Annotated in this window: 20 protein-coding genes; 16 read left to right on the top strand and 4 right to left on the bottom strand. The window is 67.5% G+C overall.

Features of this window, described 5'->3' with window-relative positions:
* Positions 1-60 precede the first annotated feature (60 nt).
* The 6 genes from YM304_RS18495 to YM304_RS18470 all read left to right on the top strand — a co-directional run bounded on the left by YM304_RS18495 (position 61) and on the right by YM304_RS18470 (position 7,533).
* A complete protein-coding gene (locus YM304_RS18495) occupies positions 61-906 on the top strand; it encodes an enoyl-CoA hydratase (RefSeq protein WP_051071610.1) in 846 nt (281 codons plus the stop codon).
* A gap of 247 nt (positions 907-1,153) precedes the next feature.
* Positions 1,154-2,065: a carbohydrate ABC transporter permease gene (locus YM304_RS18490; protein WP_015443251.1), complete on the top strand. Its 912-nt coding sequence runs from the start codon at positions 1,154-1,156 to the stop codon at positions 2,063-2,065.
* Positions 2,055-2,966: a carbohydrate ABC transporter permease gene (locus YM304_RS18485; protein ID WP_051071500.1), complete on the top strand. Its 912-nt coding sequence runs from the start codon at positions 2,055-2,057 to the stop codon at positions 2,964-2,966. Before YM304_RS18490 ends, YM304_RS18485 begins: the two co-directional genes overlap by 11 nt.
* 19 nt (positions 2,967-2,985) lie before the next feature.
* Positions 2,986-4,593: an ABC transporter substrate-binding protein gene (locus YM304_RS18480; protein ID WP_154723544.1), complete on the top strand. Its 1,608-nt coding sequence runs from the start codon at positions 2,986-2,988 to the stop codon at positions 4,591-4,593.
* Between the two features lie 215 nt (positions 4,594-4,808).
* Complete coding sequence (locus YM304_RS18475) at positions 4,809-6,359, top strand: hypothetical protein (RefSeq protein WP_015443248.1); 1,551 nt, start codon at positions 4,809-4,811, stop codon at positions 6,357-6,359.
* A 613-nt stretch (positions 6,360-6,972) separates the two neighbouring features.
* Positions 6,973-7,533, top strand: a complete 561-nt coding sequence (locus YM304_RS18470; RefSeq protein WP_154723543.1) for a peptidylprolyl isomerase — start codon at positions 6,973-6,975, stop codon at positions 7,531-7,533.
* A 64-nt stretch (positions 7,534-7,597) separates the two neighbouring features.
* Here the strand turns inward: YM304_RS18470 and YM304_RS18465 are convergent, their stop codons facing one another.
* Positions 7,598-8,155, bottom strand: a complete 558-nt coding sequence (locus tag YM304_RS18465; RefSeq protein ID WP_015443246.1) for a hypothetical protein — start codon at positions 8,153-8,155, stop codon at positions 7,598-7,600.
* Positions 8,156-8,272: 117 nt separating this feature from the next.
* Here YM304_RS18465 and YM304_RS18460 point away from each other — a divergent pair, with 117 nt between their 5' ends.
* Positions 8,273-9,463 carry a winged helix-turn-helix domain-containing protein gene (locus YM304_RS18460; protein ID WP_197536903.1) on the top strand — a complete coding sequence of 397 codons (1,191 nt, stop codon included), beginning with the start codon at positions 8,273-8,275 and terminating at the stop codon, positions 9,461-9,463.
* A gap of 32 nt (positions 9,464-9,495) precedes the next feature.
* Entirely contained in the window at positions 9,496-9,981 is a 486-nt protein-coding gene (locus YM304_RS23100) for a DUF1499 domain-containing protein (protein WP_015443244.1), read from the top strand.
* Here YM304_RS23100 and YM304_RS18450 read toward each other — a convergent pair.
* On the bottom strand, positions 9,967-10,839 hold the full coding sequence (locus YM304_RS18450) for an oxygenase MpaB family protein (protein ID WP_015443243.1): 873 nt from the start codon (positions 10,837-10,839) through the stop codon (positions 9,967-9,969). The two genes, YM304_RS23100 and YM304_RS18450, sit on opposite strands and share 15 nt — an antisense overlap.
* Positions 10,840-10,932: 93 nt before the next feature.
* On the opposite strand from YM304_RS18450, the gene YM304_RS18445 reads away from it, so the two are divergent.
* The 3 genes from YM304_RS18445 to YM304_RS18435 all read left to right on the top strand — a co-directional run bounded on the left by YM304_RS18445 (position 10,933) and on the right by YM304_RS18435 (position 14,256).
* Positions 10,933-12,210, top strand: coding sequence for an AI-2E family transporter (locus tag YM304_RS18445; protein WP_162142109.1), 1,278 nt, complete (start codon positions 10,933-10,935; stop codon positions 12,208-12,210).
* Positions 12,207-13,169, top strand: coding sequence for an asparaginase (locus YM304_RS18440; protein ID WP_015443241.1), 963 nt, complete (start codon positions 12,207-12,209; stop codon positions 13,167-13,169). The genes YM304_RS18445 and YM304_RS18440 overlap by 4 nt, the downstream gene beginning before the upstream one ends.
* Positions 13,170-13,239: 70 nt before the next feature.
* The gene (locus tag YM304_RS18435) at positions 13,240-14,256 is read left to right on the top strand and encodes an MBL fold metallo-hydrolase (RefSeq protein WP_015443240.1); all 1,017 of its coding nucleotides are present in this window, start codon (positions 13,240-13,242) and stop codon (positions 14,254-14,256) included.
* A gap of 90 nt (positions 14,257-14,346) precedes the next feature.
* Here YM304_RS18435 and thpR read toward each other — a convergent pair whose 3' ends face one another.
* A complete protein-coding gene (thpR, locus tag YM304_RS18430; protein ID WP_015443239.1) occupies positions 14,347-14,841 on the bottom strand; it encodes an RNA 2',3'-cyclic phosphodiesterase in 495 nt (164 codons plus the stop codon).
* Positions 14,842-14,969: 128 nt separating this feature from the next.
* Between thpR and YM304_RS18425 the strand changes: the two genes are divergently transcribed.
* The 3 genes from YM304_RS18425 to larC are packed head-to-tail and all read left to right on the top strand — an operon-like array spanning position 14,970 to position 17,682.
* A complete protein-coding gene (locus YM304_RS18425) occupies positions 14,970-15,806 on the top strand; it encodes an ATP-dependent sacrificial sulfur transferase LarE (RefSeq protein WP_015443238.1) in 837 nt (278 codons plus the stop codon).
* Positions 15,806-16,471: a nickel pincer cofactor biosynthesis protein LarB gene (gene larB / locus YM304_RS18420; protein ID WP_015443237.1), complete on the top strand. Its 666-nt coding sequence runs from the start codon at positions 15,806-15,808 to the stop codon at positions 16,469-16,471. The genes YM304_RS18425 and larB overlap by 1 nt, the downstream gene beginning before the upstream one ends.
* A complete protein-coding gene (gene larC / locus YM304_RS18415; protein ID WP_015443236.1) occupies positions 16,468-17,682 on the top strand; it encodes a nickel pincer cofactor biosynthesis protein LarC in 1,215 nt (404 codons plus the stop codon). The genes larB and larC overlap by 4 nt, the downstream gene beginning before the upstream one ends.
* Before the next feature lie 54 nt (positions 17,683-17,736).
* On the opposite strand, the gene YM304_RS18410 is transcribed toward larC, so the two are convergent.
* A complete protein-coding gene (locus YM304_RS18410; protein WP_015443235.1) occupies positions 17,737-18,672 on the bottom strand; it encodes a homocysteine S-methyltransferase family protein in 936 nt (311 codons plus the stop codon).
* Between the two features lie 149 nt (positions 18,673-18,821).
* Here YM304_RS18410 and YM304_RS24330 point away from each other — a divergent pair, with 149 nt between their 5' ends.
* Both YM304_RS24330 and YM304_RS18400 read left to right on the top strand, forming a co-directional pair.
* Complete coding sequence (locus YM304_RS24330; protein WP_015443234.1) at positions 18,822-21,881, top strand: TIGR03032 family protein; 3,060 nt, start codon at positions 18,822-18,824, stop codon at positions 21,879-21,881.
* A 93-nt stretch (positions 21,882-21,974) separates the two neighbouring features.
* Positions 21,975-25,646, top strand: coding sequence for a right-handed parallel beta-helix repeat-containing protein (locus YM304_RS18400; RefSeq protein ID WP_015443233.1), 3,672 nt, complete (start codon positions 21,975-21,977; stop codon positions 25,644-25,646).
* Positions 25,647-25,673: the final 27 nt, after the last annotated feature.

The following is a 25,673-nucleotide window of genomic DNA, read 5'->3' as shown; positions in this document are numbered from 1 at the left end:
CCGTACTGCGAGAGTGCGAGGGTGAGCAACGACAAGACCGAGAACGACGCCGCCAAGCCGATGGTGACCTACGAAGAGGTCGATGACGGAGCCATCGCGGTCATCACCCTCGATCGCCCCGAGGCGCGCAACGCACAGAACAAACAGATGACGTATCAGCTCAACGATGCGTTCACGCGGGCGGCGCGAACCGACTCGGTGAAGTGCATCGTGCTCGCCGCGAACGGGCCGCACTTCTCGGCCGGGCACGACCTCAAGGGTCCCGGTCAGTACGACGCCGAGCCGATCTGGGTCGGTGGGTCCGACACGCGAGGCGGCGCCGAGGGGCTGATGGCCTACGAGGAGGAGAGCTACCTCCACATGTGTCGGCGCTGGCACGACATCCCGAAGCCGACGATCGCCGTCGTGCAGGGCAACGTGATCGCCGGCGGACTCATGCTGATGTGGGTGTGCGACATCATCATCGCGTCCGACGACGCCAGCTTCCGCGACATGACGGTCGAGTTCGGGGTGAACGGCGTCGAGTGGTTCAACCACCCGTGGGAGTTCGGGATCCGCAAGGCCAAGGAGCTGCTCTTCACCGGCGACGTGATCGATGCTGCCGAGGCGCACCGCCTCGGCATGGTCAACCACGTGGTGCCGCGTGACGAGTTGAACGACTTCGCGCTCGCGATGGCCGGGCGAATCGCGGCGAAGCCGTCGTTCTCGCTGAAGCTCGCCAAGCTCGCCGTCAATCAGACGCTCGACGCGCAGGGTTTCCAGATCAGTCAGCAGCAGGCGTTCGGTCTGCAGCACGTGGGCCACGCGCACACTCGTGCCGAACATCTCCGAGAGACCGGCATCGACATGTTCCCCGGCGCCGACCGCCCCCGCCGAGCCTTCGAGCCCCCGGCCCCCGACGCCTGACTCCCGCGACGACATCGAGCCTGGGCAGAAATCACCCTCCCGCGACGATGTTGAGCCTGGGCAGAAATCACCCTGTGGCGACGATTTTGAGCCTGGGCAGAAATCATCCTGTCGCGGCGACATCGAGCCTGGGCAGAAATCATCCTGACGCGACGATTTCGAGCCTGGGCAGAAATCATCCTGACGTGCGGGATTCGTGTGGTGTTCACGCTGCGTTTGCCTCGGCGGACCTACAGTCGCGCAGGTGATGGAGCGGAAGCGGTCGTGGACGTGGCGGGATCTCGCCATTGCGATCCCGATGCTGCTCCCGTCGGCGCTCATCCTCGGCACGTTCATCCTCTACCCGCTCGGCCGTGCCGTGTGGCTCGGGCAGCAGCGCTGCAACACACGCGGCGACGTCTGCCGGTCGAACGGGTTCGACCAATACCTCGACCTGTTCCGATCGACGGAGTTTCAGAACGCGTTGGTCGTCACCGCCAAGTTCGCGCTGATCTCGGTGCCCCTCGGATTGGTGCTCGGCGTCGGCCTCGCGGTGCTGGCCGACAAGATGCTGCGCGGCATCTCGTTCTTCCGGACCGTGTTCTCCTCGACGATCGCCACGTCGGTCGCCGTCGCCAGCCTCATGTGGCTGTTCCTCCTCCAACCATCGGTCGGCTCGTTGGCCAACATTTCGTGGTTCCAGAATCTGTTCCCGTCGGTCAAGAACCCCGGCTGGCTCGAGGACTCGGGCACCGCGCTGTTCGCTGTGGCGTTGTCGAGCGTGTGGGCCGGGCTCGGGTTCACGTTCATCCTGGTCACGGCGTCGTTGCAGTCGATCCCGCGTGAACTCCACGAAGCCGCCGCGGTCGACGGTGCGTCGGGCACGTTGCGCTTCTGGAAGATCACCGTGCCGCTGCTCGGTCCGACGCTGCTGTTCATCGTGATCGTGCTGCTCACCCGAGCGTTCCAGACCTACGGCGAGGTCGACCTGCTCACCAACGGCGGACCGAGCCCGCAGGAGGCGACGACCACGCTGGCCTACCTCATCTACGGCGACACACCGATCGAGGCCGACGCCGGACTGCAGGCCGGCAGCGCGGTGCTGCTGTTCGTGGTGTTGCTCGCCCTGTCGGCGCTGCAGGTGCGCGGCATCGGACGAAGGATGTCGGATGTCGGTTGAGTCGATGGTGCAGAACGCCGACCCGACGGCACCGCCGACCGGAACGTCGGCGATCCTCGCGGCGGGCCGGGCGCGGGCGTGGGACGAACCCCGGGGCATCCGACGGGTGTTGCGCTACGCGCTGCTCGTCGTCATCGCGGCCGCCGTGCTGTTCCCGGTGTACACGACGGTGCTCGCCGCGTTCTCGCCGAGTGACCGAGTGCTCGACCGCCGTCTCATCCCCGGCGAGCCGACGTTCGGCGTGATCGCCAAGGCGTGGACGGAGGGGCGCCTGGGCCGCTACCTCTGGAACTCGTTCCTCGTTGCGATGCTCGTCACGATCGCCCAGGTGGTCACGTCGATGCTGTCGGGCTATGCGTTCGCACACCTGAGGTTCCCCGGTCGTCGAGTCGGGTTCGCACTGTTCCTGTCGACGCTGCTCGTGCCGTTCGAAGCGACCGTGGTGGTCAACCTCGACACCATCGAATGGCTCGGCGGCATCAACACGATCCGCGGGCTGGCGCTGCCGTTCATGGCGAGCGCGGTCGGCACGTTCCTCATCCGCCAGGCCTTGCTCACCCTCCCGAGCGAGTTGCGTGACGCTGCCCGCGTCGACGGCCTCGGCCACATCGGCTATCTCCGCCACGTCGCGATCCCGCTCGTGCGCCCGACGCTCGGCGCGCTGGCACTGTTCAGTTTCCTCGCGTCGTGGAACCAGTACCTGTGGCCGAGCCAGGTCGTCACTCGCGACGACCAGCACACCGTGCAGAGCGGCCTGCGACTGCTCGGCAAGTCGGGACTCAACGAACCCAACCTCGTCATGGCCGGCACCGTGATCGCCGCCGTACCGATCGTGATCGCGCTGGTGCTGTTCCAACGACAACTCGTCCGCGGGCTGACCGCCGGTGCGGTGAAAGGATGACCCTGCGACAATGCAACGCATGAATCGAACGTTCTCGCTGAGAGTTGCTGCGTTCCTGACCGTCGGTGCGCTCGTCGCCACGGCGTGCAGCGACGGCAACTCCGCCATCGACGCCGGACGCGACGACGCGCCCGCCGCCGAGCCGGCACCCGCTGCCTCCGACCCGGCCGACGACGCGCCCGCCGCCGACGACACGCCGCCGGCCACCGACGGCGCCGGCGAGCCCGACTCCGACGAGCCCGAGTCCGGCGACCCCGCAACCAGCGACCCTGCCGAGACCGTGACCGAGACGACGGTGTCGCCGCTCGCCGAGTACCCGGCGTGTACCCCCACGGCGCTCGACGGTGTCGACGAGACGGTCGACGTCACGCTCTGGATCGGCCTCGCCGCGCCGCTCGAGGAAGCGCTCGACTCGCTCGCCGACGAGTTCAACGCCAGCCAAGACCAGGTGCGCGTGTCGATCGAGAACCAGACCGACTACGAGAACACGATCGACAACTACTTCAACCTCGGCGTCGGCGAGCGGCCCGAACTGCTGCTCGCCCCCGAGTTCGTCGTGCAGGCGTTCGCCGAGTCCGACACGTTCGTGCCGGTGCAGGCGTGCATGGAGGCGACCGATTTCGCCACCGACGAGTTCCTCCCGCGGGCGATCGAGGCCTACAGCTACGACGGCATCCAGTGGGGTGTTCCGTTCAACGTGTCGTCGCCGGTGCTCTTCTACAACAAGCTGGCGTTCGAAGCGGCCGGCCTCGACCCCGACTCGCCGCCGCTGACGTTCGACGAGTTGGAGGCGACGTCGCGGCAGATCGTCGACTCGGGTGCGGCGACGTACGGCATCGTGGTCGACGTCGGTCGTGACTCGGCGGCCGGACGGTTCGAGCAGTGGTTCGGTCGTTCGTCGGTGCCGTTCGTCGACCAGGGCAACGGACGCGATGGGCGCGCCACCGAAGCGTTGTTCGCCAACGAGACCGGTCTGGCGATCCTCACCCATCTCCGCGACATGAACGTCGAGGGGCTGTCGTTCAACGTCGGCGAGAACGCCGGCGGCGTGCCCGCCTTCTTGAAGATCGCCGATCCGCAGGAAGCCGGTGCGATGACGGTGTCGACCTCGGCGGCGATCTCACAGGTGCTCGACGCGCTCGACGACGGACTCGGCAACGGCCTCACCGGTGACGACATCGGTGTCGGGTTCCTGCCGGGCCCGAGCGATCAACCGGCGGCGCAGGTCGGTGGAGCGGCGCTCTGGATCCCCGCCGACAAGGGCGACGTGGCGTCGGCCGCGGCGTGGAAGTTCGTCGAGTTCCTGTCGCTCGCGCAGTCGCAGTCGACGTGGGCTGCCGAAACGGGCTACGTGCCGATCCGTACCGACGCGCTCGACCTCGACCCGATCAAGTCGTTGTACGAGGACGACCCGCGTTTCCGGGTGTCGTTCGATCAGCTCGTCGCCCCGGTGACCGACCCGTCGCAGACGCGACCCGCGCTCGGACCGCAGCGTGAGGTACGCCAGGTGATCGCCGACATGATCGCCGCCGTGTACGACGACCCGTCGGCCGATCTCCAGCAGCTGCTCGACGATGCGGAGAGCACCTCCAACTCGCTCATCCGCAACTACAACGAACTCAACTGACCGCGCGCCTCGCAGCGTGGTATTTGTGGTCGGGTGACCGCGAGACGTCACCGCATGCTGCGGCGCGGCGACGGCGTTGGCCGGGAAACCCAATGAACACGGGGGTGAGGCGGCAAATCGTCTGGTCAAGTTTGCTTCCGCTCGACGTCAAGGTTTGGTCAGGATCGTCGATTCGCTCTGGCGGGTGACACGCCGGTCGGGACATCATCGGCGACATGTCGACGACGTACCCGAAGCCCTCGCTGCCGCCGCCGCTCCAACGGTCGCTGGTCGGTCTGCGCGACGAGTGGCCGATCGAGGGTGCGATGCCGTTCGAACGGTTCGTGACCCCGACCGAGCCGGAGGAGCTTCCTCCGTGTGACCGCCCGCGACGTGTCGTCGCCTACCGCGCCGTCGTCGCCGGCCTCGCGATGGTCGCCGTCATCTTGTCGGTCCAGATCTCCGACGGTGCCAGCGGCAGCGTCCAGGGCACCAACGAGTCGCTTCGGCTCGCCGCGTTCATCATCGGGGTGTCGTACGTGCTGCTCCACGTCACGTTCGCGCTGTGGACAAGCCGTCATCGTCGGATCATCGACGACTTCAAGTGGCGGTCGTTCCGCCGCGACACCTGGAACGGGTGGTGGGCGACCGGATGGGTCGTCGCGCCGGTTGCCGCTGGTGCGCTGTTCGCGGTGATGACGGTCGTCGACACCGACGCTGCGGGAGCGGTTGCCGCGGGCATCGTGCTCCTCGTCGTGCGAGCGATGATGGTCCAGTCGCACGGCACCAACATGGGACGTGTGGTCTTCCGGGCCCGTCACTGGCTGATGACCTGGGGTGTGTCGCTGACCGTCGCCGACCTGTTCGTGTTCGGCATCGTCGTCAACGCATTCCAGGAATCGGAGCCTCGTCGTGAGTCGCTGGCACTCATCGCCGGATGGGCCCCGGTTGCGCTCGTGATCGCCGGGCTGCTCCAACTCGTCCACATGAAGCGGGTCGAGCGCTGGGTGATGGAGTGGTGGGACCATCGCTTCGGGATGACCGAGCAAGACGTGTTGAACGTGCTCAGTGTCGTCCGTCCGCTGGGCGGCATGGCCGACGACTTCTCGGGTCGGCGCCTGGCGCCGACCTACCTGCTGCGCTTCGTGCTCATGGCCAGCTACGCCGCGCTGGCGCTCGCCGCGTTGTGGTCGGCCGGAACGATCTGGGCGGTTCGCGACGAACTGTCGGCGGCGGTCGACGCAGATGCGACGTTCGACAAGATCGCCGAGGCGGCCACCGCATTCCTGTTCGCCCTGCTGATCATGCAGATCGTGCAGGGCCTGTGGTGCGTGGCGCAGGCGTGGAACGCGCAGCGTTGCACCCTCGATGCTCCGAACCCGCTGGGCATGGCGACGCTCTTCCTGCTGGGGCCGGCCGTGCTGGTGTTCGGTATCGCGCTGTTCCCCGATGCAGCTCTGGCGATCACGTCGTTCGCGCTGCTCGTCAACCTCGGCTGTTGGGCGTTCTCGTTCGGGGCGCTGGGCCAGACCGCACAGATCCTCGGCCGTTCGGCGCAGCCGATCATGACGTGGTCGGCGGTCGTCGCCTTCCACTGGGTTCTCGGCTTCGTGACCCGTCCGCTCGTGCTGATCGGCGACGACACCGTGTTCGCCGGGTTCGTGGCGCTCACGTTGATCGTCGACGCCGCCATCTGGGTCGTCGCGAGCGTCTACGCCTGGCACGCCATGCGCGGCCTCGAGCTCGCCGCCCGCGACTACGAACAGATCCGCCGAGTCAGGGTCTGAAAAGACTGTTCGCCCCCGCTGAGACGTGCGTTTGTCCGATCTCGGGTGCGAGGACGAACGCCAAGACTTGGTCGCTGGCGCTCCCGGCGTCGGCCGTGCCGATGATCGGTGCTGGGCTCCCGCTGCTTCGCTCCTGAACCGCTGCTCGGGCCGGGGGCGGAAGGTACTGCATTCCGTCAACCACGGTGGTCGTCGGCCGGTGCAGTGAGCGCCAGCGAGCAAGACTGGCGTCGGTCCTCGCATCTGAGAGGTGCGGTCGCACGTCCCGGCGGGGACCGACAATCATGGCGGCCGGTGCAGTGAGCGCCAGCGAGCAAGACTGGCGTCGGTCCTCGCATCTGAGAGGTGCGGTCGCACGTCCCGGCGGGGACCGACAATCATGGCGGCCGGTGTAGTGAGCGCCAGCGAGCAAGACTGGCGTCGGTCCTCGCATCTGAGAGGTGCGGTCGCACGTCCTGGCGGGGGCAGACAATCATTGTGATCGCCACCGATGGTGGTGCCGGCCGGCGCCGGGAGCGCCAGCGAGCAAGCCTGGCGTCGGTCCTCGCAGCAGTGATCGGTCAAACGCACGTCCCGGCGGGGACCGACAGTCCTCGCGTTAGCCTGCGTCGCCATGGCAACAGCATTTCCGCCCTTTGACGGCTCCGCATCCAAGACTCAGGAGTTCTCGGCGCCGCCGGAGATGGGCATCGACCCGTCGAAGCGGTACACCGCGACGATGAGCACTTCGCTCGGTGAGATCGTGATCGCGCTCGACGCGGTCAACGCTCCGAAGACGGTCAACAACTTCGTGTTCCTGGCGCTCAACCACTACTACGACGGCGTCATCTTCCACCGCATCATCAACGGCTTCATGTGCCAGGGCGGCGACCCGACCGGCACCGGTCGTGGTGGCCCGGGCTACCGGTTCGACGACGAGCTGCCCAAGCCGGGTCAGTACCAGATCGGTTCGGTCGCGATGGCCAATGCCGGTCCGAACACCAACGGCAGCCAGTTCTTCATCGTGTCGGGCCCGTCGGGTGTCGGCCTGCCGCCGGCCTACAGCCTGTTCGGTCAGGTCGTGAAGGGTCTCGACATCGTCGACTCGATGCAGAACGTGGCCACGGGTGGCGGCGACAAGCCGAAGACCGACGTGGTCATCGACAGCGTCGCGATCACCGTCGCCGACGACTGATCGGTTCGTTCGCGTGAAGCGACGCCTCGCCTTCGGGTGAGGCGTCGCTTCTTAGCGTTCGGGGTCAGTTGACCGGCAGGAGGTAACCGGTCACTTCGAAGGTGAAGTGGGTTTCGACGCCGGGTGCGCCGCCGACGATGACTTCGACCGCGTCGGCGCCTCCGTCGGTGTCGGGGCCGTAGAGCACGAAGCCGCCGGCGCTCTCACGTTGGTTGTCCCCGACCCAGGCCAGCACGGTGGTGGCGGTGCCGATGTTGGCTTGGCGGACTTGGAGGAATCCGCTCTCGACGGTCGAGGTGACCGACACGTTGTACGACACGCCGATCGCTTCTTCCGGAACGATCCGGTTGGAGTCGGCGTCGAATCCGATGGGGGAGAACCGGGTCGAGTTCGACTCGACGCAGCAGCCCTCGTTGTCGCCGATGAGTTTGCCGGACGACTCACGACTGTCGAAGGCGCGGAACGTCTCCTCGAGTGGCACGTAGTAGGTGGCGACCGAGCTGCCGGTGACCGATGCCGGTGGGCTGGCGGGGGTGTCGCCGTTGGCGAGCACCGGTCCGGCGACGACGCCGGTGAGCATGAGGCCGGCACCGAGCAGTGCGCTGCGGAATGAGAATTGCATGATGGTTTCCCTCTCGTCATCGGGCGACGGTTGTGTCGCCCGATCTGAACGTAGGTTGTCAAAGGTCGAGCGTGCGACAGCCATCGGGGGTGGGCGGGCGCGTTTACAGTGGCCGGCGTGACGATCCGGACCGATTCGCTTTCGCGCTCTCAGGTCCGACGGGTCGCCTTGTACGCGCAGGGGTTCGGCAACAAGCGGCCGACGGGGCGGGTCGATCGGCGGCATCTGCGCAAGGTGCTCGACCACATCGGATTGATCCAGATCGACTCGGTCAACGTGTTGGTCCGCAGCCAGGAACTGCCGCTGTTCGCGCGACTCGGGCCGCACCCGCGGTCGTTGATCCCCGACGCGACAGCAGCCGGCGAACTGTTCGAGTACTGGGTGCACGAAGCGTGTCACGTGCCGGTCGAGCAGCGTCCGTTGTACGGGTGGATGATGACGAGCCATCCGCGGTGGAAGTCGATGCGCGAGTTCGCCGCGGAGCGCGGTGACTTGATCGGATCGGTGCTCGATCGTCTGCGCGTCGACGGCCCGCTGGTGGCAAGCGACTTGGAGATGCGCGACCGACCGAAGGGTCAGTGGTGGGACTGGGACGACGGCAAGTACGCGTTGGAGCATCTGTTCCGAACCGGTGAGGTGTCGGCGTATCGGCGACCGAACGACTTCGCCCGGATGTACGACCTCAGCGAGCGGGTGATCCCGGCCGACGTGCTCGACCAACCGATGCTCGACGAGCGCGACGCGAAGAAGGAGTTGCTGGTGCTCGCGGCGAAGTATCACGGTGTGGGCACCGCCGCCGATCTCGCCGACTATCACCGGCTCGTGCACACGCGGCCGTTGTTCGCCGAACTCGTCGAGGAGGGCCGCCTGCTGAGCGTGGAGGTGGAGGGGTGGAAGCAGCAGGCGTATCTGCATCCCGACGCTCATCTCCCGCGGTGGGTGCGCGCTCGAGCGTTGCTCAGCCCGTTCGATCCGGTGGTGTGGTTTCGCGATCGCGCCGAACGGATCTTCGACTTCCACTATCGAATCGAGATCTACGTGCCCAAGCCGAAACGTCGCCACGGCTACTACGTGTTGCCGTTCCTGCTCGGCGACGAGTTGGTCGCCCGCGTCGACCTCAAGGCCGACCGGCCGGCCGGGCGACTGCTCGTCCAAGGCGTGTTCGGCGAGCCTGGTATCGACGAGGAGGAGGTCGCCCGTGAACTCCGCGACGAGCTCGATCAGATGGCGGCGTGGTTGGGGCTCGAAGACGGTGTCGCGGTGATGAGGAACGGCGATCTCGCACCGGCGCTCGCGGCGACCTGCTGACTCGGGGTCGCGATCGCACCTACAGTGAACGCATGTTGCTCGTCGTCGCCATCGTCCTTGCGGTCATCGTGGTGGTGATCGTCGGTGCGATGATCGGTGTCCGTCGTGCCGACGACGTCGTCGCCGAGTGGCATGCCGATCCGCTCACCGCAGCCAAGCCGAGCACGCCGAACTCGTATCGAGTCGCTCCGCTCAGCGCTCCGGCGGGGGCCGACGTCGAGGCACCGGTGTTCTCCGTGCCGGTGGGTGACCTCGCGGCCGCCTTCGATGCGGTGGCGCTCGGTGATGGTCGGGTCGAGGTGTTGGCGGGTTCGGCGGCCGACGGGCACGTCACGTACGTGCAGCGCAGCGCGCTGTTCGCGTTCCCCGATTACGTGTCGGTCCGCTTCCTCGACGCCGAGCACGGTGGCTCGACGCTGGCGGTGTTCTCGCGCTCGCGCTTCGGTCAGAGCGACCTGGGCGTCAACAAGAAGCGGGTGCTTCGTTGGCTCGAGGGCGTGAGTTCACGCGTCGGCTGACACCGCCCATCGAAGCGTTCGCGTCACGGTGTCACCGAGGAGTCGCCCGACGGTGGCGTCGCTCACGGGCATCCACGGGAGACGCAGTGGCCATCGCGTCCACGCTGGCATGAGTGACACGGCGGCGCCGGCGATGAGTCCGTAGACGGCTCGTCCGGCGAGCGGGAGCGGCGGGTTGATCAGGAGATAGCGGGCCGCCTCGCGAGCGTCGCGTGTGCCTTCGAGTTCGCCGCGGAACAGGTGCAGGTGCTCGCGGAGTTGCTGCTCGGTCTCGGGTGGAGCGTCGACGCCGAGGGCGCGAGCGATCACGCCGGCCTCGGCGACGTAGCGGTCGCGGTCGGCGCCGACGAGGCGTTGCTCCCCGAACCGGTCGTGTGCGGCGAGGAAGCTGTCGACTTCGGCGACGTGGACCCAGCGGAGGAGGTGCGGATCGTTCGCGGCATAGGGGAGTCCGTCGGCGGTCATGCCGACGACGTGTTCGTGGACGCGGCGGACGGTGTCGACGGCGGCTTGCGCCTGCGACGCCGGACCGAACGTGGTCGCCGCGAGGAAGTCGGCCGTGCGCTGCAACCGTCCCCACGGGTCCCGTCGATAGTCGGAGTGCTGTGCCACGCCGGCCATCGCTCGCGGGTGCAACGACTGGAGGAGGATCGCCCGGAGGCCGCCGACGAACATCGAGGCGTCACCGTGGACTCGCCGGATCGGCGCATCGTCGTCGAACCATCCGGGCTCGTCGGCGGCGAAGAGTTCGAAGCGGCGTCGGTCGGCGTCGGGGCCGATCACGCGGCTCCGGATCTGCTCACCCAGCCAGGTCCGGATGTCGGCCTGCCGTTCGTCGGCCCGATCGTTCGACGACATGTCGCCATGCTCCCATGGCGCACCCACTACCGTCGCCTCCTGTGACTGCTTCTTGCGAGATGTCGGCCGAACATGGGCGCTGACGACCACGGGGTGAACGAGCGACGAGCGCCTGACGACCGCCGCAGCGGCGGGGCGAAGGATCCCGTGACCGGGCAGCGGTTCGACCGTCGCGCCACCGACCGAACGTTGCCGCGCTGGGCGGTGCCGGCGATTCTGATCTTCTGGTTCGGGTTCTTGATGACCTTCATCGCCCGGCACGTCTTCCATCGGCTGTCGGGACTGCTCGTCCTGCTGCTGGTGTCGGTGTTCGTCGCCCTCGCGATCGAGCCGGGGGTCAACAAGCTCGCGGCTCGAGGCTGGCGTCGGGGGACGGCGACGTCGGCGATCCTGTTCGGCGTCCTCGGTGTGTTCATGCTGTTCGTGGTCGCGATCGGCACCCTCGTCGGTACTCAGATCGCCGATCTGTTGTCGCAGTCCGACGTGTACATCACCGACACGGTCGACTGGCTCAACTCCACGTTCGGCACGACGATCGACCCGCAGGACGTGATCGACGAGTTCAACGATCCCGATGGTCGAGTGCAGCAGTTCATCCAGTCGCAAGGTGACGAAGCGGTGCGGCTCTCGCTCACCGCCGTGACCGTGATCTTCCAGGGGCTGTCGGTGCTGCTGTTCACCTACTACCTCGTTGCCGATGGCCCGCGGTTGCGTCGGGCGATCTGCTCGCGGTTGCGCCCGAGCCGGCAGGAACAGGTCCTGCAGGCGTGGGACCTCGCGATCAACAAGACGGGCGGCTACCTGTACTCACGAGCGCTGCTGGCGCTTCTGTCGGCGCTGTCGCACTGGGTCGTGTTCCAGGCGCTCGGTACGCAGGCGCCGATCGCCCTCGCGTTGTGGGTGGGCCTGGTCAGCCAGTTCCTTCCCGTCGTCGGCACCTATCTCGCCGGCATCCTGCCGTTGCTCATCACCCTGCTCGACTCGCCGGTCAACGCGGCGATCGTGTTGACGTTCATCATCGTGTATCAGCAGATCGAGAACTACGTCTTCGCGCCGCGCATCACGGCGCGCACGATGGAACTCCACCCGGCGGTGGCGTTCGGTGCCGCGCTCGGCGGCGCCGCCCTGCTCGGCGCGGTCGGCGCGATCCTGGCGTTGCCCGGTGCGGCGATGGCGCAGGCGCTCGCGAGCAACTGGGGTCGCCGATACGACATCGTCGACAACCACCTCACCACGCTGACCAAGTCCGGCAAACGGCGACTGGAGCGCCAGACCGCTGCCGGTGAGGTCGCCGATGACGGCGACACGAACGCCGACGCGGACGGCGATACGGACTCCGGTGGCGAGATCGAGTCGGAGGGCGCTCGGTGACGATCGGTCTCGCTTCCGACAGCGTCGAGGTGATCGCCACGGTGACGCGCAACGACGTCGACGAGTCGTTGCACCACGGGCTCGGCGTGGTGCTCGGTGCCGATGGTTCGGTGGTCGCGTCGATCGGCGACATCGACGCGCCGATCTACCCGCGCTCGTCGCTCAAGCCGTTCCAGGCGGCGGCGATGGTCGACGCCGGTCTCGACCTGCCGGGGCATCTGTTGGCGTTGGCGGCGTCGAGCCATTCGGGTGAAGCTCGTCATCTCGACGGCACGGTCGAGATCCTCCAACGGCACGGTCTGGGGGTCGAGGCGCTCCGCAACACGCCGGCGCGCCCGTACGGCGCCGAAGCGCGCGCAGCGGCTCGCGCGGCCGGCATCGCCCCGTCGTCGTTGCAGCAGAACTGCTCGGGCAAGCACGCGGCGATGCTCGCGACGTGCGTGGTCAACGGGTGGTCGATCGACGACTATCTCGCGCTCGACCATCCGCTGCAGGTGGCGATCTCGTCGACGATCGAAGCGCTCGGTGCAACGGTCGAGCACGTCGGCATCGACGGCTGTGGAGCGCCGACGCACGTGCTCAGCCTGATCGGCACGGCCCGCGCGATTCGCGAGATCGCCGTGTCGGGCTCGCCGGTCGGCGTGGCGATGAACGAACACCCGTTGATGGTGGGCGGGACCGGCCGAGACGTGAGCGAGTGGATCGCCGCGGTGCCGGGGCTCGTGGCCAAGGACGGTGCCCAAGGTGTGATGGTGCTCGCGCTTCCCGACGGCCGCGCCGCGGCGCTCAAGATCGCCGACGGATCCGACGAGGTCCGCCGAGCCGTGACGGTCCAAGCGCTCCGGCACCTCGGGGTCGACGTCGACGGCGAGCACGCCGCGGTGCGCGATCGCGTCGCGGTTCGGGTGCTCGGTCATGGCGAGCCCGTGGGCAGCGTCGTACCGCGCTCCTGGTCCTGACGCCACGCCGAGCGTCGCGACCCGGGTCGCCCGTTTCTCGCAGCGGTCGCGAAAGGTGGTCAAATCAGGCATGGACTTCGTGACGCTCGAGGAAGACGACTTCACCTACGGGGGCGTGGCCGAGGTCGTTCCGCACGTGCGGCGAGTCGTTGCGAAGAACCCGTCGAAGTTCACGTATCGCGGTACGGGTACCTACATCGTGGGGCGCGGCGACGTGGCCGTGATCGATCCGGGCCCGCGGCTCGACTCGCACCGCGACGCGCTTCGGGCTGCGCTCGACGGTGAGACCGTGCGGGCCATTCTCGTCACGCACTGTCACGCCGACCACTCACCCCTCGCCGAGTGGTTGAAGGCCGAGACGGGAGCGCCGACGATCGCGTTCGGGCCGCACGGTGCGGCGATCGACGAGTGGGATGTCGGTGCGCTGCCCGACGACTTCGGCCGCGCCCCCGAGCCCGATCCGACCGACGCCGACGACGACGACGACGATGCCGAGCCGAAGATGGAGGAGAGCACCGACACCGACTTCGTGCCCGATCGGGCCGTGTCGAGCGGCGAGACGGTGTTCGAGTCGGGAGGTCTCCGGATGACGGGGATCCACACGCCGGGCCACACGTCGAACCACATGTGTTTCACCCTCGACGACGGGTCGCAGCGCACGCTGTTCTCGGGCGATCACGTGATGGGATGGAGCACGACCGTCGTGTCACCCCCCGACGGCGACATGAGCGCCTACATCGAATCGTTGCGCATGGTGGCGGGTCTCGACATCAGCACGGCGATCCCCACGCACGGCTCGCCGATCACCAACCCACGCGAGTTCATCGGCGGGCTGGTCGACCATCGGCTCGAACGGGAGCGTCAGGTGCTCGACGCGATCCGCCGCGGGCTGGCCACGATCCCGGAGATGGTGACCGAGCTGTACGCAGCCGTCCGGGTCGAACTGCACCGGCCGGCGGGATACAGCGTCCTCGGCCACATCGTGAAGCTGGTCGACGACGGACTCGTCGCCGTCGCGAGTCCTGGTTCCGGTGATGTCGACGGCACCGGTCGGCCCCGACTCGACAGCGTCTACGCGGCGGTGTGACCCCTCCCACCCATTCGGGTGTTTCCGTCGCCCGGGTGTTTCGAGACCCCCTGTGGCCAGCGAAACACCCGAGTGGCGGAAACACCCGGATCAGATCGGCCAGGTCTGGAGCGTGTCGTAGCGAGCGCCGTCGGGATGCAACCGGCTCTCGACGAGGGCGACCTCGGCCGGCGCCCACTGCGCGTCGATCAGCTCGCCGAGCACGCGCGGCATGTTGGCCCCCTTCTTCAACCGGGCGATGGTGACGTGTCCGAGGTGACGCTCGCGGATCTTCTCGTCGCCGAGATGCCGGGTGACGTCGACGACCTCTGCCGCGAGCGCGTCGGTGCCGGTTGCCGGAACGAAGAGGGTGCGTTGGTTGCCGACATCGACCGCCGGACCGAGCGTCACGGTCGTCGGGGCGAACTGCGCACGGTCGAGCGCGTCGGCGACCTCGTTCGGGTCGGCATTGCCGAGGAACCGAAGGGTGACGTGCCAGTTCTCGGGCACCACGAAACGAGCGCCGACCTGGTCTTTGCGGTGGAGTTCTTCGAGGCGCGCGACGACGTGGTCGGGCGGCCACAGCGCAACGAACAGACGACTCACCTCGACATTCTGGCGGCGTCGGGCGTGATGCCCGCCGATCGTTTCGCAGCGCGCTCACGTCGCAGTCGGCGTCCGGGCAGGCTGACGGTGTGTGGAACGGGGCGCCGACGCGGCAACACTGGGGCACGATGAGTCTGACGATCGGGTCGCGTCCCGACCCCGCTGCCGCACTCGCACGGCTCCACGCCGTGCTGTCGACGATCCCGTCGCGCGTCGTCGCCTGCAGTGGCGGTATCGACTCGCTGCTGCTCGCCACGGTGGCGCACCGCGCTGCTCCGACTGCGACGCTCGTGGCGCACACGGTCACGCCCGCGGTGCCCGACGACGGCACCACCCGGGTCGTTGACTACGCCGAGCGTGAAGGCTGGCAGCTCGAGGTGGTGCGGTCGCGAGAGTTCGACGACGAGCGCTACCTCTCCAACCCGACCGACCGCTGCTACTTCTGCAAGAGCAATCTGTACGACGCGATCGCCGAGTTGAGCGATGGCGGTGGTGTGATGTTGAGCGGTGCCAACGTCGACGATCTCGGCGAGTACCGCCCGGGGCTCACGGCGGCTGCCGAGCGCGACGTGCGCCACCCGTACATCGAGGCCGAGGTGACCAAAGCCGACATCCGAGCGATGGCTCGCCATCTCGATCTCGACGCCGCCGAGCTTCCCGCATCGCCGTGCCTTGCGAGCCGTCTCTACACCGGCACTCGTGTGACCGCCCCGCGTCTGCGAGCGATCGAGGCGGGCGAACAGCTCATCCGCTCGACGACGGGGATCACCGTCGTGCGTTGCCGCCTTCGTGCCGATGCGGTCCTCGTCGAAGTCGGCGACGACGATCGCGAGGTGATCGACGCCGACCTGCTGACCTCGGTCAGAAGCGAGATGGCGGCGATCGAGCCGACCATCGTGTCGATCGAACTCGACGGCCGGGCCTACGAGCCAGGCCGGGCCTTCGTCGGAGCGCCGGCGGTCTGATGCACCAGCACGACCATCAACGTCAGGCCCGCGTCGGTATGCCCGAGGCGGTGCTGTGCGGGACGAAGTCGACCGAGCAGGTCGTCTCGATCGTCGCCGACCTCATCGCCGAGACGAGCGAGCCTCGGCTGCTCACGCGCCTGACCGACGAGCAAGCTCGCGAGCTCGTGGTTCGTCACGCCGACTCGATCGACATCGACACGCTGTCGCGCACCGCGTTCCTGCGCGGGACGCTGCCGCGGCGGTCTGGTCGTGTCACGGTCGTCGCTGCGGGCACCTCCGATGCGTCGGTCGCCGCCGAAGCAGCGCGAACGCTCGAGTTCAGCGGCATCGACGCCGAGCTGATCGTCGACGTCGGCGTGGCGGGATTGTGGCGACTCGAAGCGCGGCTCGACGACATCCGCTCGGCCGACATCGTCATCGCCGTGGCCGGCATGGACGCGGCGCTCGTCTCGGTGCTCGGTGGCATGATCGGCGCCCCGATCATCGCCGCTCCGACGTCGGTCGGATACGGCGTGGCAACCGGCGGTTCGACGGCGCTCAACAGTTCGCTCGCGAGCTGCGCCCAGGGTGTGAGCGTGGTCAACATCGACAACGGCTTCGGCGCCGCGTGCGCAGCGATCCGCATCCTCAACCTCGTCGCGCAGCAGCAGGCGCAGCAGTGATCGTCTGGATCGACGCGACCGCCGGCGTGAGCGGCGACATGTTCCTCGGTGCGCTCGCCGACATCGGCGTGCCGATCGAGGTGTTGCAGGCGCCGCTCGATCGACTCGACCTCGGCATCACGTTGCGGACCGAGCCGGTCACCCGGGCCAGCCTCGGCGCGGTCAAGATGCACGTCGACGTGCCCGAGACTCGCACGCTTCGGCACCTGCCCGACATCGTCGAACTGCTGCAGGTGATCGACGAACCGGTGCGGGGGAGTGCGATCGGCGTGTTCGAACGGCTCGCGGCGGCCGAAGCCGCGGCGCATCGCTCGGAGATCGACGACGTCCACTTCCACGAGGTCGGAGCGCTCGACTCGATCGCCGACATCGTCGGCGTCTGCGCCGGACTCCACCACCTGGCCGACGAGCTCGGCATGACCGCGCTGCACTGCTCGACCGTGAGCCTCGGCAGCGGTCAGACGCGGGGAGCGCACGGACCGATCCCGGTGCCGGTGCCCGCGGTCGTCGCGTTGCTGAGCGGGCGCTGCCCGGTGCAGGCCGGCCCGGCGCCGTTCGAGTCGACCACGCCGACCGGTGCCGCACTGCTCGACCAGTTCGTCGTGGAGTGGGGGCCGATGCCCGCCATGACGATCGAACAGGTCGGGATCGGTGCTGGATCGAAAGATCCCGACGAGGTGGTCAACGCGATGCGCCTCGTCAGCGGGACGCTCGCAGCCCCGACGTCATCATCGTCACGGCCTGCGAGTGCTGAGCAGGCGAGCTCGGACGACGGGCCCGACACGGGTGACCTGATCCAGATCGACGCCAACATCGACGACATGGACACCCGCCTGTTCCCGGCTGCGATCGACGCGGTACTCGCGGTTGGTGCGGTCGACGCGTGGGTCACGCCGATCGTGATGAAAAAGGGTCGCCCGGCGCACACCTTCTCGGCGCTCACCGACGAGCAGCACGCCGCAGCGGTGCGCGACACGATCTTCCGGTCGACGACCACGATCGGTCTGCGCGAGCACGTGGTGCATCGCCACACGCTGCCCCGCACGTTCAGCACGGTCGACGTCGACGGTCACCAGATCCGGGTGAAGTCGGCGACGCTGCACGGTGAGGTGGTCAACACCAGCGTCGAGTGGGACGACGTCGTCGCAGCGGCCGAGGCCCTCGACCGCCCCGCCGCCGACATCCTCACCCAAGCCACCCGCCGCACCTGACCCATCATCCGGTGTCAGACACCCGATGACGCAGGGGAGCACGATTGGAGTGCGTCAGGCTTGGTCGAGCGCGGCGCTGATCCGACTCAGGTGATCGAGATCGGTACCGCAGCAACCTCCGACGATCGACAATTGCGGAAGTCGCTCGGCGAGTTCGACATACCGCTCCGCGAGATCGGCTGCGTCGCCTCGATCGAGGTCGGGGGCGTTGTCGAGTTCCGCGTGGCTCATTCGCGACGCGTTGGCGCGAATCCCGCGCACGCGGTCCCATGGCCCTGGTGAATCGAAGACATCCGCGAAGTGCGACGGGTGCGCACAGTTGACCATGAAGTAGGCGGCTGCGCTGTCGGTCGCAGCGTCGACCTCGTCGATTGCCGCAGCGAGCGCTTGCCCGGATGGCAGACGCCCGTCGGTTTCGACCGTGAACGAGATGACGACAGGGATTCCGACGTGTTGGGCGGCGTCGACGATGCCTGTTGCTTCGTCGACATGGTTCATCGTGAATGCTGAAACGAGATCCGCTCCGGCTGCATGGAGCGAGGCGATCTGCGGGCGGTGATAGGCGGCTGCGGTGTGCCTCGACATCGCGTTGGTGATGGCGTAGCCGTCTCCGCGCGGACCGACCGTGCCACTGACAACGACGTCGACGTCGGGATTGGCCGCGCGTCGCTCGAGAAGCAATGTGACAGCACGGCGGTTTGCCGTGTCGAGTTGCTCGGGTGAGTAACCGAGGCGCATTCCCCAGTCGGGGTTTGCTCGCCAGGTGGCTGTTTCCAAGACAACGCCGGTGCGATTGCGACGCGCCAGATCGATGAGCGACTGGCAGTAGGCCGAGAGCGTGGTGCGTCCGGATTCGGTCGCGAGGAGCGGGAAGGCTGCGAAGTCGGGCAGATCGATGCCGCGGTTGAAGAGCAGGTCAGTCTCCAGGCCAGCTTCGCCGAGGAAGACCCTCCCAGCGAACTGGGGAACTCTGCGCGCTCGGCCGGTCACTGCGCAGGACACTAGATGGTTGCCGCGACCCCGGCCTCCACATCGTCGATCGGCCCGTGCCCATCATCCGGTGTCAGACACCGGATGACGGGTTCCTGTTCGTGGGGCATGTGAGGCGACAGAGGCTCGACGGCTAGCGTCGGTCGGCGATGCAACTCACCGAACCGTTCATCAGACTGCCGTTCGCGTTTGACGTCGAGAAGCTCCGGGAGGAAGTCGAGGCGCTCCCCGAGGACGCGTGGCGCCGGCACCCCACCGGCCACAAGGGCAACACGGCGGTCAGCCTGGTGTCGGTCGGCGGCGACCACACCGACGATTCGATCGGCGGACAGCAGGCCACCACCGGATGGCTGCAGCCCGACTCGTACCTCGCGCAGACCATCGCATCGTTCGGCGTGCCGGTCGGCCGTACCCGTCTCATGCGCATCGACCCGGGCGGCGAAGCGACACCGCACTTCGACGTGCACCTCTACTGGTTCGACCGGGTGCGCATCCACGTGCCGATCATCACCACCCCCGACGTCGAGTTCCAGTGCGGCGATGCGTCGGTGCACATGGCGGCTGGCGAGAGTTGGGTCTTCGACACGTTCCGTCGTCACAACGTCTTGAACCCAGGCGGCTCGCACCGGGTGCACCTCGTCATCGACACCGTCGGCACACCGGCGCTGTGGGAGATGATCCGCAACGGTGCTGGAGCGACGAACGTCGACGCGAAGACGCTGCCGTACGAGGAAGGCCGCACGCCGCTCATCCTCCCCGAGAGCTTCAACATCGCCCCCGTCATGCCGCCGGCGCAGATGCAGGCGATCTGGGCACGGCTGAGCGAACACGTGCCGACCGACGGCGCCGGTGTGGCCATCCGCGCCGAGGTCGACCAGTTCATCGAGACGTGGCAGACGCTGTGGGCGTTGCACGGATCCACCCCGAGCGCGGCCGGCTACCGGGCGGAGGTCGATCGATTCGTCGCCGCACTCCGTGCCCTGCCCGACGCCGTGATCGAGTACAACCACTCGTCGGCTGCGACGACGATCGGCACGCTGCTCGCCGCGAGTGCGCTCGCGGCCGGGCCCGACAAGGAAACTGCGGCGAGCCCGCCCGTCGTGAAGGTGCACGAGACCCCGGTGCCCGATGCGAGCAACGACGAGAAGGGCGACCCTCGATTCGATCGCCCGGTCATCATCGTGTCGCCGCCGCGCGCCGGCAGCACGTTGCTGTTCGAGACGCTCGCCAAGGCGCCGAACCTGTTCACCATCGGCCGCGAGAGCCACATGCTCATCGAGTCGATTCCGGGTCTGCGACCCAGCGACAACGACTGGCACTCGAACGAACTCACCGCCGAGCACGCCACACCGCCGGTCGTCGAGGCGCTCCGAGACGCATTCTGGAACGACCTTCGCGACCGCAACGAACAGCCGCCGCCCATGGAAGGCACCGGACTCCGCTTCCTGGAAAAGACCCCGAAGAACGCGCTGCGCATCGAGTTCCTCGACCGCGTCTTCCCCGACGCTCGCTACATCTACCTGTCACGCCCGCCGCGCGCCGAGATCTCGTCGATGATCGACGCCTGGCGCTCGGGCGGATTCGCCACCTATCCCGACCTGCCGAACTGGGAGGGCATCCCCTGGTCGCTGCTGCTCATCCCGGGCTGGCAGGACCTCATCGGCAAGTCGGTGCAGGAGATCTGCGCGAAGCAGTGGGAGTACACCACCAACAAGATCCTCGACGACCTCGACCGTGTCGCCCCGGGCCGCTGGACCGTGGCCAACTACCACCGACTCACGGGCGACCCCAACGCCGAGATCGCCCGCCTCTGCCGCTTCGCCGAACTGCCGTGGGACGATCCGCTCGACGGACCGCTGCCGCTGTCGCGTCACACGCTCACGCCGCCGGCACCCGACAAGTGGCGCCGCAACACCACCGAACTGCACGAGGTGCTCGGCACGGTCAAGGAGACCGCCGACCGCGCGAACGCGGTGTCGGGCGGACCCGGTCCGGGTGCCACGGCGGCGCCGAGAACCGCCGCACCCAAGCGCGCCGCAGCAGCCGCGCCGAAGGCGCCTGCCGGTGACGAGGTCGAGACGAACGCGGCGATCGATGCCGGCCAGCATCCGATGGGATCGGTGCACACGTCGAGCGTGCCCGAACTGCTCGGCAAGACCGGACTCAGCCTGCTGATGTCGACGTATCAGAGCGGCAAGATGGTGACGCTTCGCGAGATGGACGGTGTGCTCAACACGCACTTCACGCCGTTCCCGCGTCCGATGGGCATCGCCTGGCGACCGGGCGGCGGAGCGAACCGAGGCACCGGCGCACTGGCGATCGGTACCCGCGACGAGATCTGGACCTATCGCGATCAGCCGGCCGTTGCGCAGAAGATCGAGCCGAAGGGCACCTACGGCTCGTGCTACGTGATGCGCAACCGTCACGTCACCGGCGACATCGCGATCCACGAGCAGGCGTACGACCGTGAGGGCGAACTCTGGGTGGTGAACACTCGCTTCTCGTGCCTCAGCACCATCGATGCCGAGCACAGCTTCGTCCCGCGCTGGACGCCGCCGTGGATCTCGGGCCTCGGCCCCGAAGATCGCTGCCACCTCAACGGGATGGCGATGCGTGACGGCAAGCCCAAGTACGTGTCGATGTTCAGCGAGTCCGATCAACCGCAGGGTTGGCGAGACACCAAGGCCTTCGGTGGCCTCGTCATGGACATCGAGTCGAACGAGATCCTCACGTCGGGTCTCTGCATGCCTCACTCGCCGCGCTGGTATCGAGACCAACTGTTCATCCTCGAATCGGGCAAGGGAACGCTCAGCCGCGTCGACCTCGACTCCGGTGAGACCGAGACGATCACCAAGCTCCCCGGTTTCACGCGCGGTCTCGCATTCATCGGTCGCTACGCGATCGTCGGACTCTCGCAGGTCCGCGAATCGGTGTTCGCGGGCATCCCGCTCACCCAGACCAACGAGCCGCGTCACAGCGGTGTGTGGATCGTCGATCTCGACACCGCGAAGATCGTCGGGTTCGTGCGATTCGACGGTCTGGTGCAGGAGGTGTTCGACCTTCAGGTGATCGTCGGTGCCGGCGGAGCGGTCGACGAATCGGGCAAGCCGAGTGGCCGCCACGTGCATCTCATGGAGCTCGAGAACGAGCTGCACAACAAGTCGTTCGTGGTGCCGACCGAGGCGCTCGCAACCGCATCGAGCGACTGAAAAGGCTCGCATCGAACGTCGAAAGAAATCGAACGACGTGCACCGCAATCGGGTCTAACGTCTGACAGAGTTTCATCTTTCTCTGGAGGACTGATGGCCACTCAGCAACGTTCACACAAGCTTCCGAGGATCGGCGCCGCAACAGCGATCACCGTCGCCGGCGGCACCGTGATGATCGGCGGTCAACCCGTCGTCGCCGCGGATCTCGTCGTCACGACGGACAGCGGCGTCTTCGACGGCACGGGCGGTGACCCCGACGGTGCCGACGACGAACTCTCGCTCGCCGACGCGGTCTACGCGGCCAACCAGACCCCCGACCTCGACACGATCACGTTCGCGATACCGGGGCCCGGTCCGCACGTCATCGACGTGGCGGGTGCACTTCCCTGGATCATGGAAGATCTGGTGATCACCGGCCCTGGCGCCGACCAGTTGACGCTCACCAACTCCAACGGTTCGGCGATCTACGTCTACAACGAGGCCGACGTCACCCTGTCAGGCTTCACGATCTCGGCGCCGGCCCTGGGTGGTGTTCCCGCGATGGGCATCGATGTGGTCGAGGGAGGAATCACCACGATCCGCGATGTCGACATCGACCAGGTGGACCGTGGCGTGTGGGTCGAGAACAGCGGTGCGGCGGTCTTCGAAGTGATCATCGAGAACGTCACGGTCGATGACGCTTCGACGTTCGCTGTCGACATCGGAGATGCACAGATGCTCTCGGTCGACGGACTCACCATCACGAACAGCACCGCGGGCGTGTTCCTGCTGGCGACCGCCACCGCGTCGATCACCGGACTCGACGTGACGGGAGGCCTGTCCGGCCTGTACGCGTCGCACGTCGACGACCTGGACCTGGACGGCGCGACCATCGATGGTGCGACCACGTCAGCGGTGTTCGCGCTCGACACCGCCGACACGGCGATCAGCGGGGTGACGATCACGGGTGGCAACAACGGCGTCGTCGTCGACTCCACCGCTCCCGGCGTCGGGGTGGTTGCGGTCAGCGACTCCGTCTTCAGCGGTCAGGCGGGCACGTCGATCGACGTGAATCAGATCGCCGAACTCGACGTCGACACCACCACGATCGACACGCCCGGCGCCGTGGGCGTCGACGCCTCGACGGTGACGACGCTCACGATCACCGAGTCCGACGTCACCGAGAGTCACGAGGCTGCCGTACGTCTCGTCAACGTCGACAGCGCCGACCTCGCCGACGTCACCGCCGTGCGCACGCTCGGTGGACTCGCGGCGAACGCCGGAGCCGTCTTCGGCAATGGCGTCGCCAGCTTCGATCTCGCCGACGTCACCGTCAGCGGTGCAACCGGTGGGGCCGTCGTCGTCGCTGGGAGCGGCACGGTCACCGCAACGGGTCTCGAACTGACCGGCAACGACAACGGCGTCCGCCTCAAGGGTCCGGGCGGGTCGGTGACCGACAGCGTCATCAGTGGCAACACGTTCGCCGGCATGACGACGTCCACCGGTACCGAGACACTGTCGATCACGAACACCGAGATCAGCGACAACGGCACCGTCGGGGTGTACCTCGCCGACACCGGCCCCATGGAGGCCGACGGCGTCACGATCGAACGAAACGGTCTCGTCGACGCAAGCCCGCTCGGAGGGGTTCACTTCGCAGGCGATGCGACGCCCGACGTCTCGAGGATCGTGAACTCCACGATCAGCGGCAACGAAGGAGGTCTCGGCGGCGGAGTCTCCGTCGACGATTCCGACTCGATCGTCCTGCTGCACACCGTGACGCTCGAGGGCAACTCCGCCCCGTTCGGCGACGCGCTCGCGATCCGTGGTGATGTCGACGGTGGCGGCGAGATCAACGTCGGCAACAGTTCGATCACCGGGCACACGGGCGTCGCGTCCGAACTGTTCGCATCGCAGAACGGCCTGATTCAGATGTACGGATCAACGATCGATGCCAACGCAGGATCGTCGGTCGTTGAGTCGGTCGGCGACGGCGACGTGGCCGTGCAACTCTCGGAGATCACCTCCAATGACGCTTCGGCGTCGCTGATCCGTGCGAGCGGCGGCGCGGTCGACATCGACACGTCGACGGTCACCGACAACACGGCCCGGACACTCGTCGAAGCCGAAGGATCCGGTGCGGTGAACGTGACGCAGTCGACCCTGACGCAGAACACGGCCGTCGACGCGCTGGTCGCGGCCGACACCTCAGGCGCTGTCGAACTGGCTTTCGCGACCGTGACCGACAACTCGCTCACCGATGCGGCAAGCACGGTCTTCGAGCACGACGGGTCCGGTGTCTTCCAGGTCGACAGCAGCATTCTCGCTGGTAACACGGTTTTGGGGTGGGTCGATGCTCCGCTCGCTGCGCCGGACCCGGAGGTCGACTACTCGCTGATTCCGGTCGTGTCCGGCAGCGACGTCGACGGCGCGAACAACATCGTCACCGACGACCCCGAACTCGGCCCGTTGCAGAACAACGACGGACCCACGCCCACCATGCTCCCCGACAAGGGGTCGCCCGCCATCGACGCGGCCAACCCGACCCCTCCCGACCCGCCGTCGTCGGATCAGCGCGGTCTGGAGCGAGAGGTCAACGGTCGATCCGACATCGGCTCGGTCGAGCGGCAACTCTCGCCGTTCGTGATCGGTCTGCCACCGGCCCGCGTCCTCGAGACACGAACCGGCCCGACCTACAAGACGATCGATGGCGAGGACGAAGGGATCGGTCGCCGCACCAACGGGCAGGAGACGATGTTGCAGATCGCCGGCCGTGCCGGTGTTCCCGCCGACGCGGAAGCGGTCGTGATCAACGTGACCGGCGTCGACCCCGACGGAGTGGGTTTCGTCACCGTGCATCCGTGCCTGGTCAACCCACCGCTCGCCTCGTCGCTCAACTTCCGCGGTGACGTCGACAGCGGCAACGAGATCGTCGCCGAGCTCACCGCCGACGGCAAGCTCTGCCTGTTCAACCGCGGCGTGACCGACCTGGTCGTCGACGTCGTGGGCTACGTGCCGAACGACTCGCGCTACTCGCCGGTCGGCCCTGCCCGACTGCTCGACACCCGCGACACCGGTGCCACGATCGACGGCCTGTTCGAGAAGGGTGGCACCCGGCTCTCCGACACCGAACTCGAACTCGACGTCGCCGGGCGTGGTGGGGTGTCGTCCGACGCCACCGCCGTGGTGATCAACGTGACCGCGGTGAAGCCCACCGGCATAGGCTACGTCACGGTCCACCCGTGCCTGCCGACCGAACCCAACGCGGCGTCGCTCAACTTCGAAGCGGGGGTCAACCGCGGCAACGAGATCGTCGCCGAACTCGACGACGACGGGAAGCTCTGCCTGTACACGTGGGGATCGGCCGAACTGATCGTCGACGTGGTCGGCCAACTCACCGACGAGAACACCTACGACACCGTCCCGCCGGCTCGCCTCTACGAGACCCGATCCGCACCGAACGGCACCATCGACGACCGCCAGGAAGACCAGGGTCGTCTCGACGCCCGTGAGGTCGTGACGGTCGAAGCGGCCGGTCGCGCCGGAGTGCCTGCCGACGCAAAGGGAGTGGTCGTCAACACCACGGCGATCCGCACGGCCAACCGCGGCTTCCTGACGGTGTGGGACTGCACCGGCACCATGCCGCTCGCCGCATCGCTCAACTACACCACCGGCGAGATCGTCGGCAACGAGTTGGTCGTCGAGCTCAACGCCGACGGCGAGTTCTGTGTGTTCTCCAACCGGGCCACCGACCTCACCGTCGACGTCGTCGGCTATCTGAGCTGAACCGGCACGTCACCCGCGACCCGTGTC

The sequence above is a fragment of the Ilumatobacter coccineus YM16-304 genome (genome assembly GCF_000348785.1).
Taxonomy (GTDB): domain Bacteria; phylum Actinomycetota; class Acidimicrobiia; order Acidimicrobiales; family Ilumatobacteraceae; genus Ilumatobacter_A; species Ilumatobacter_A coccineus.
Note: the sequence above shows the minus strand (reverse complement) of the source record. Positions and strands in the feature narration are given on the sequence as shown.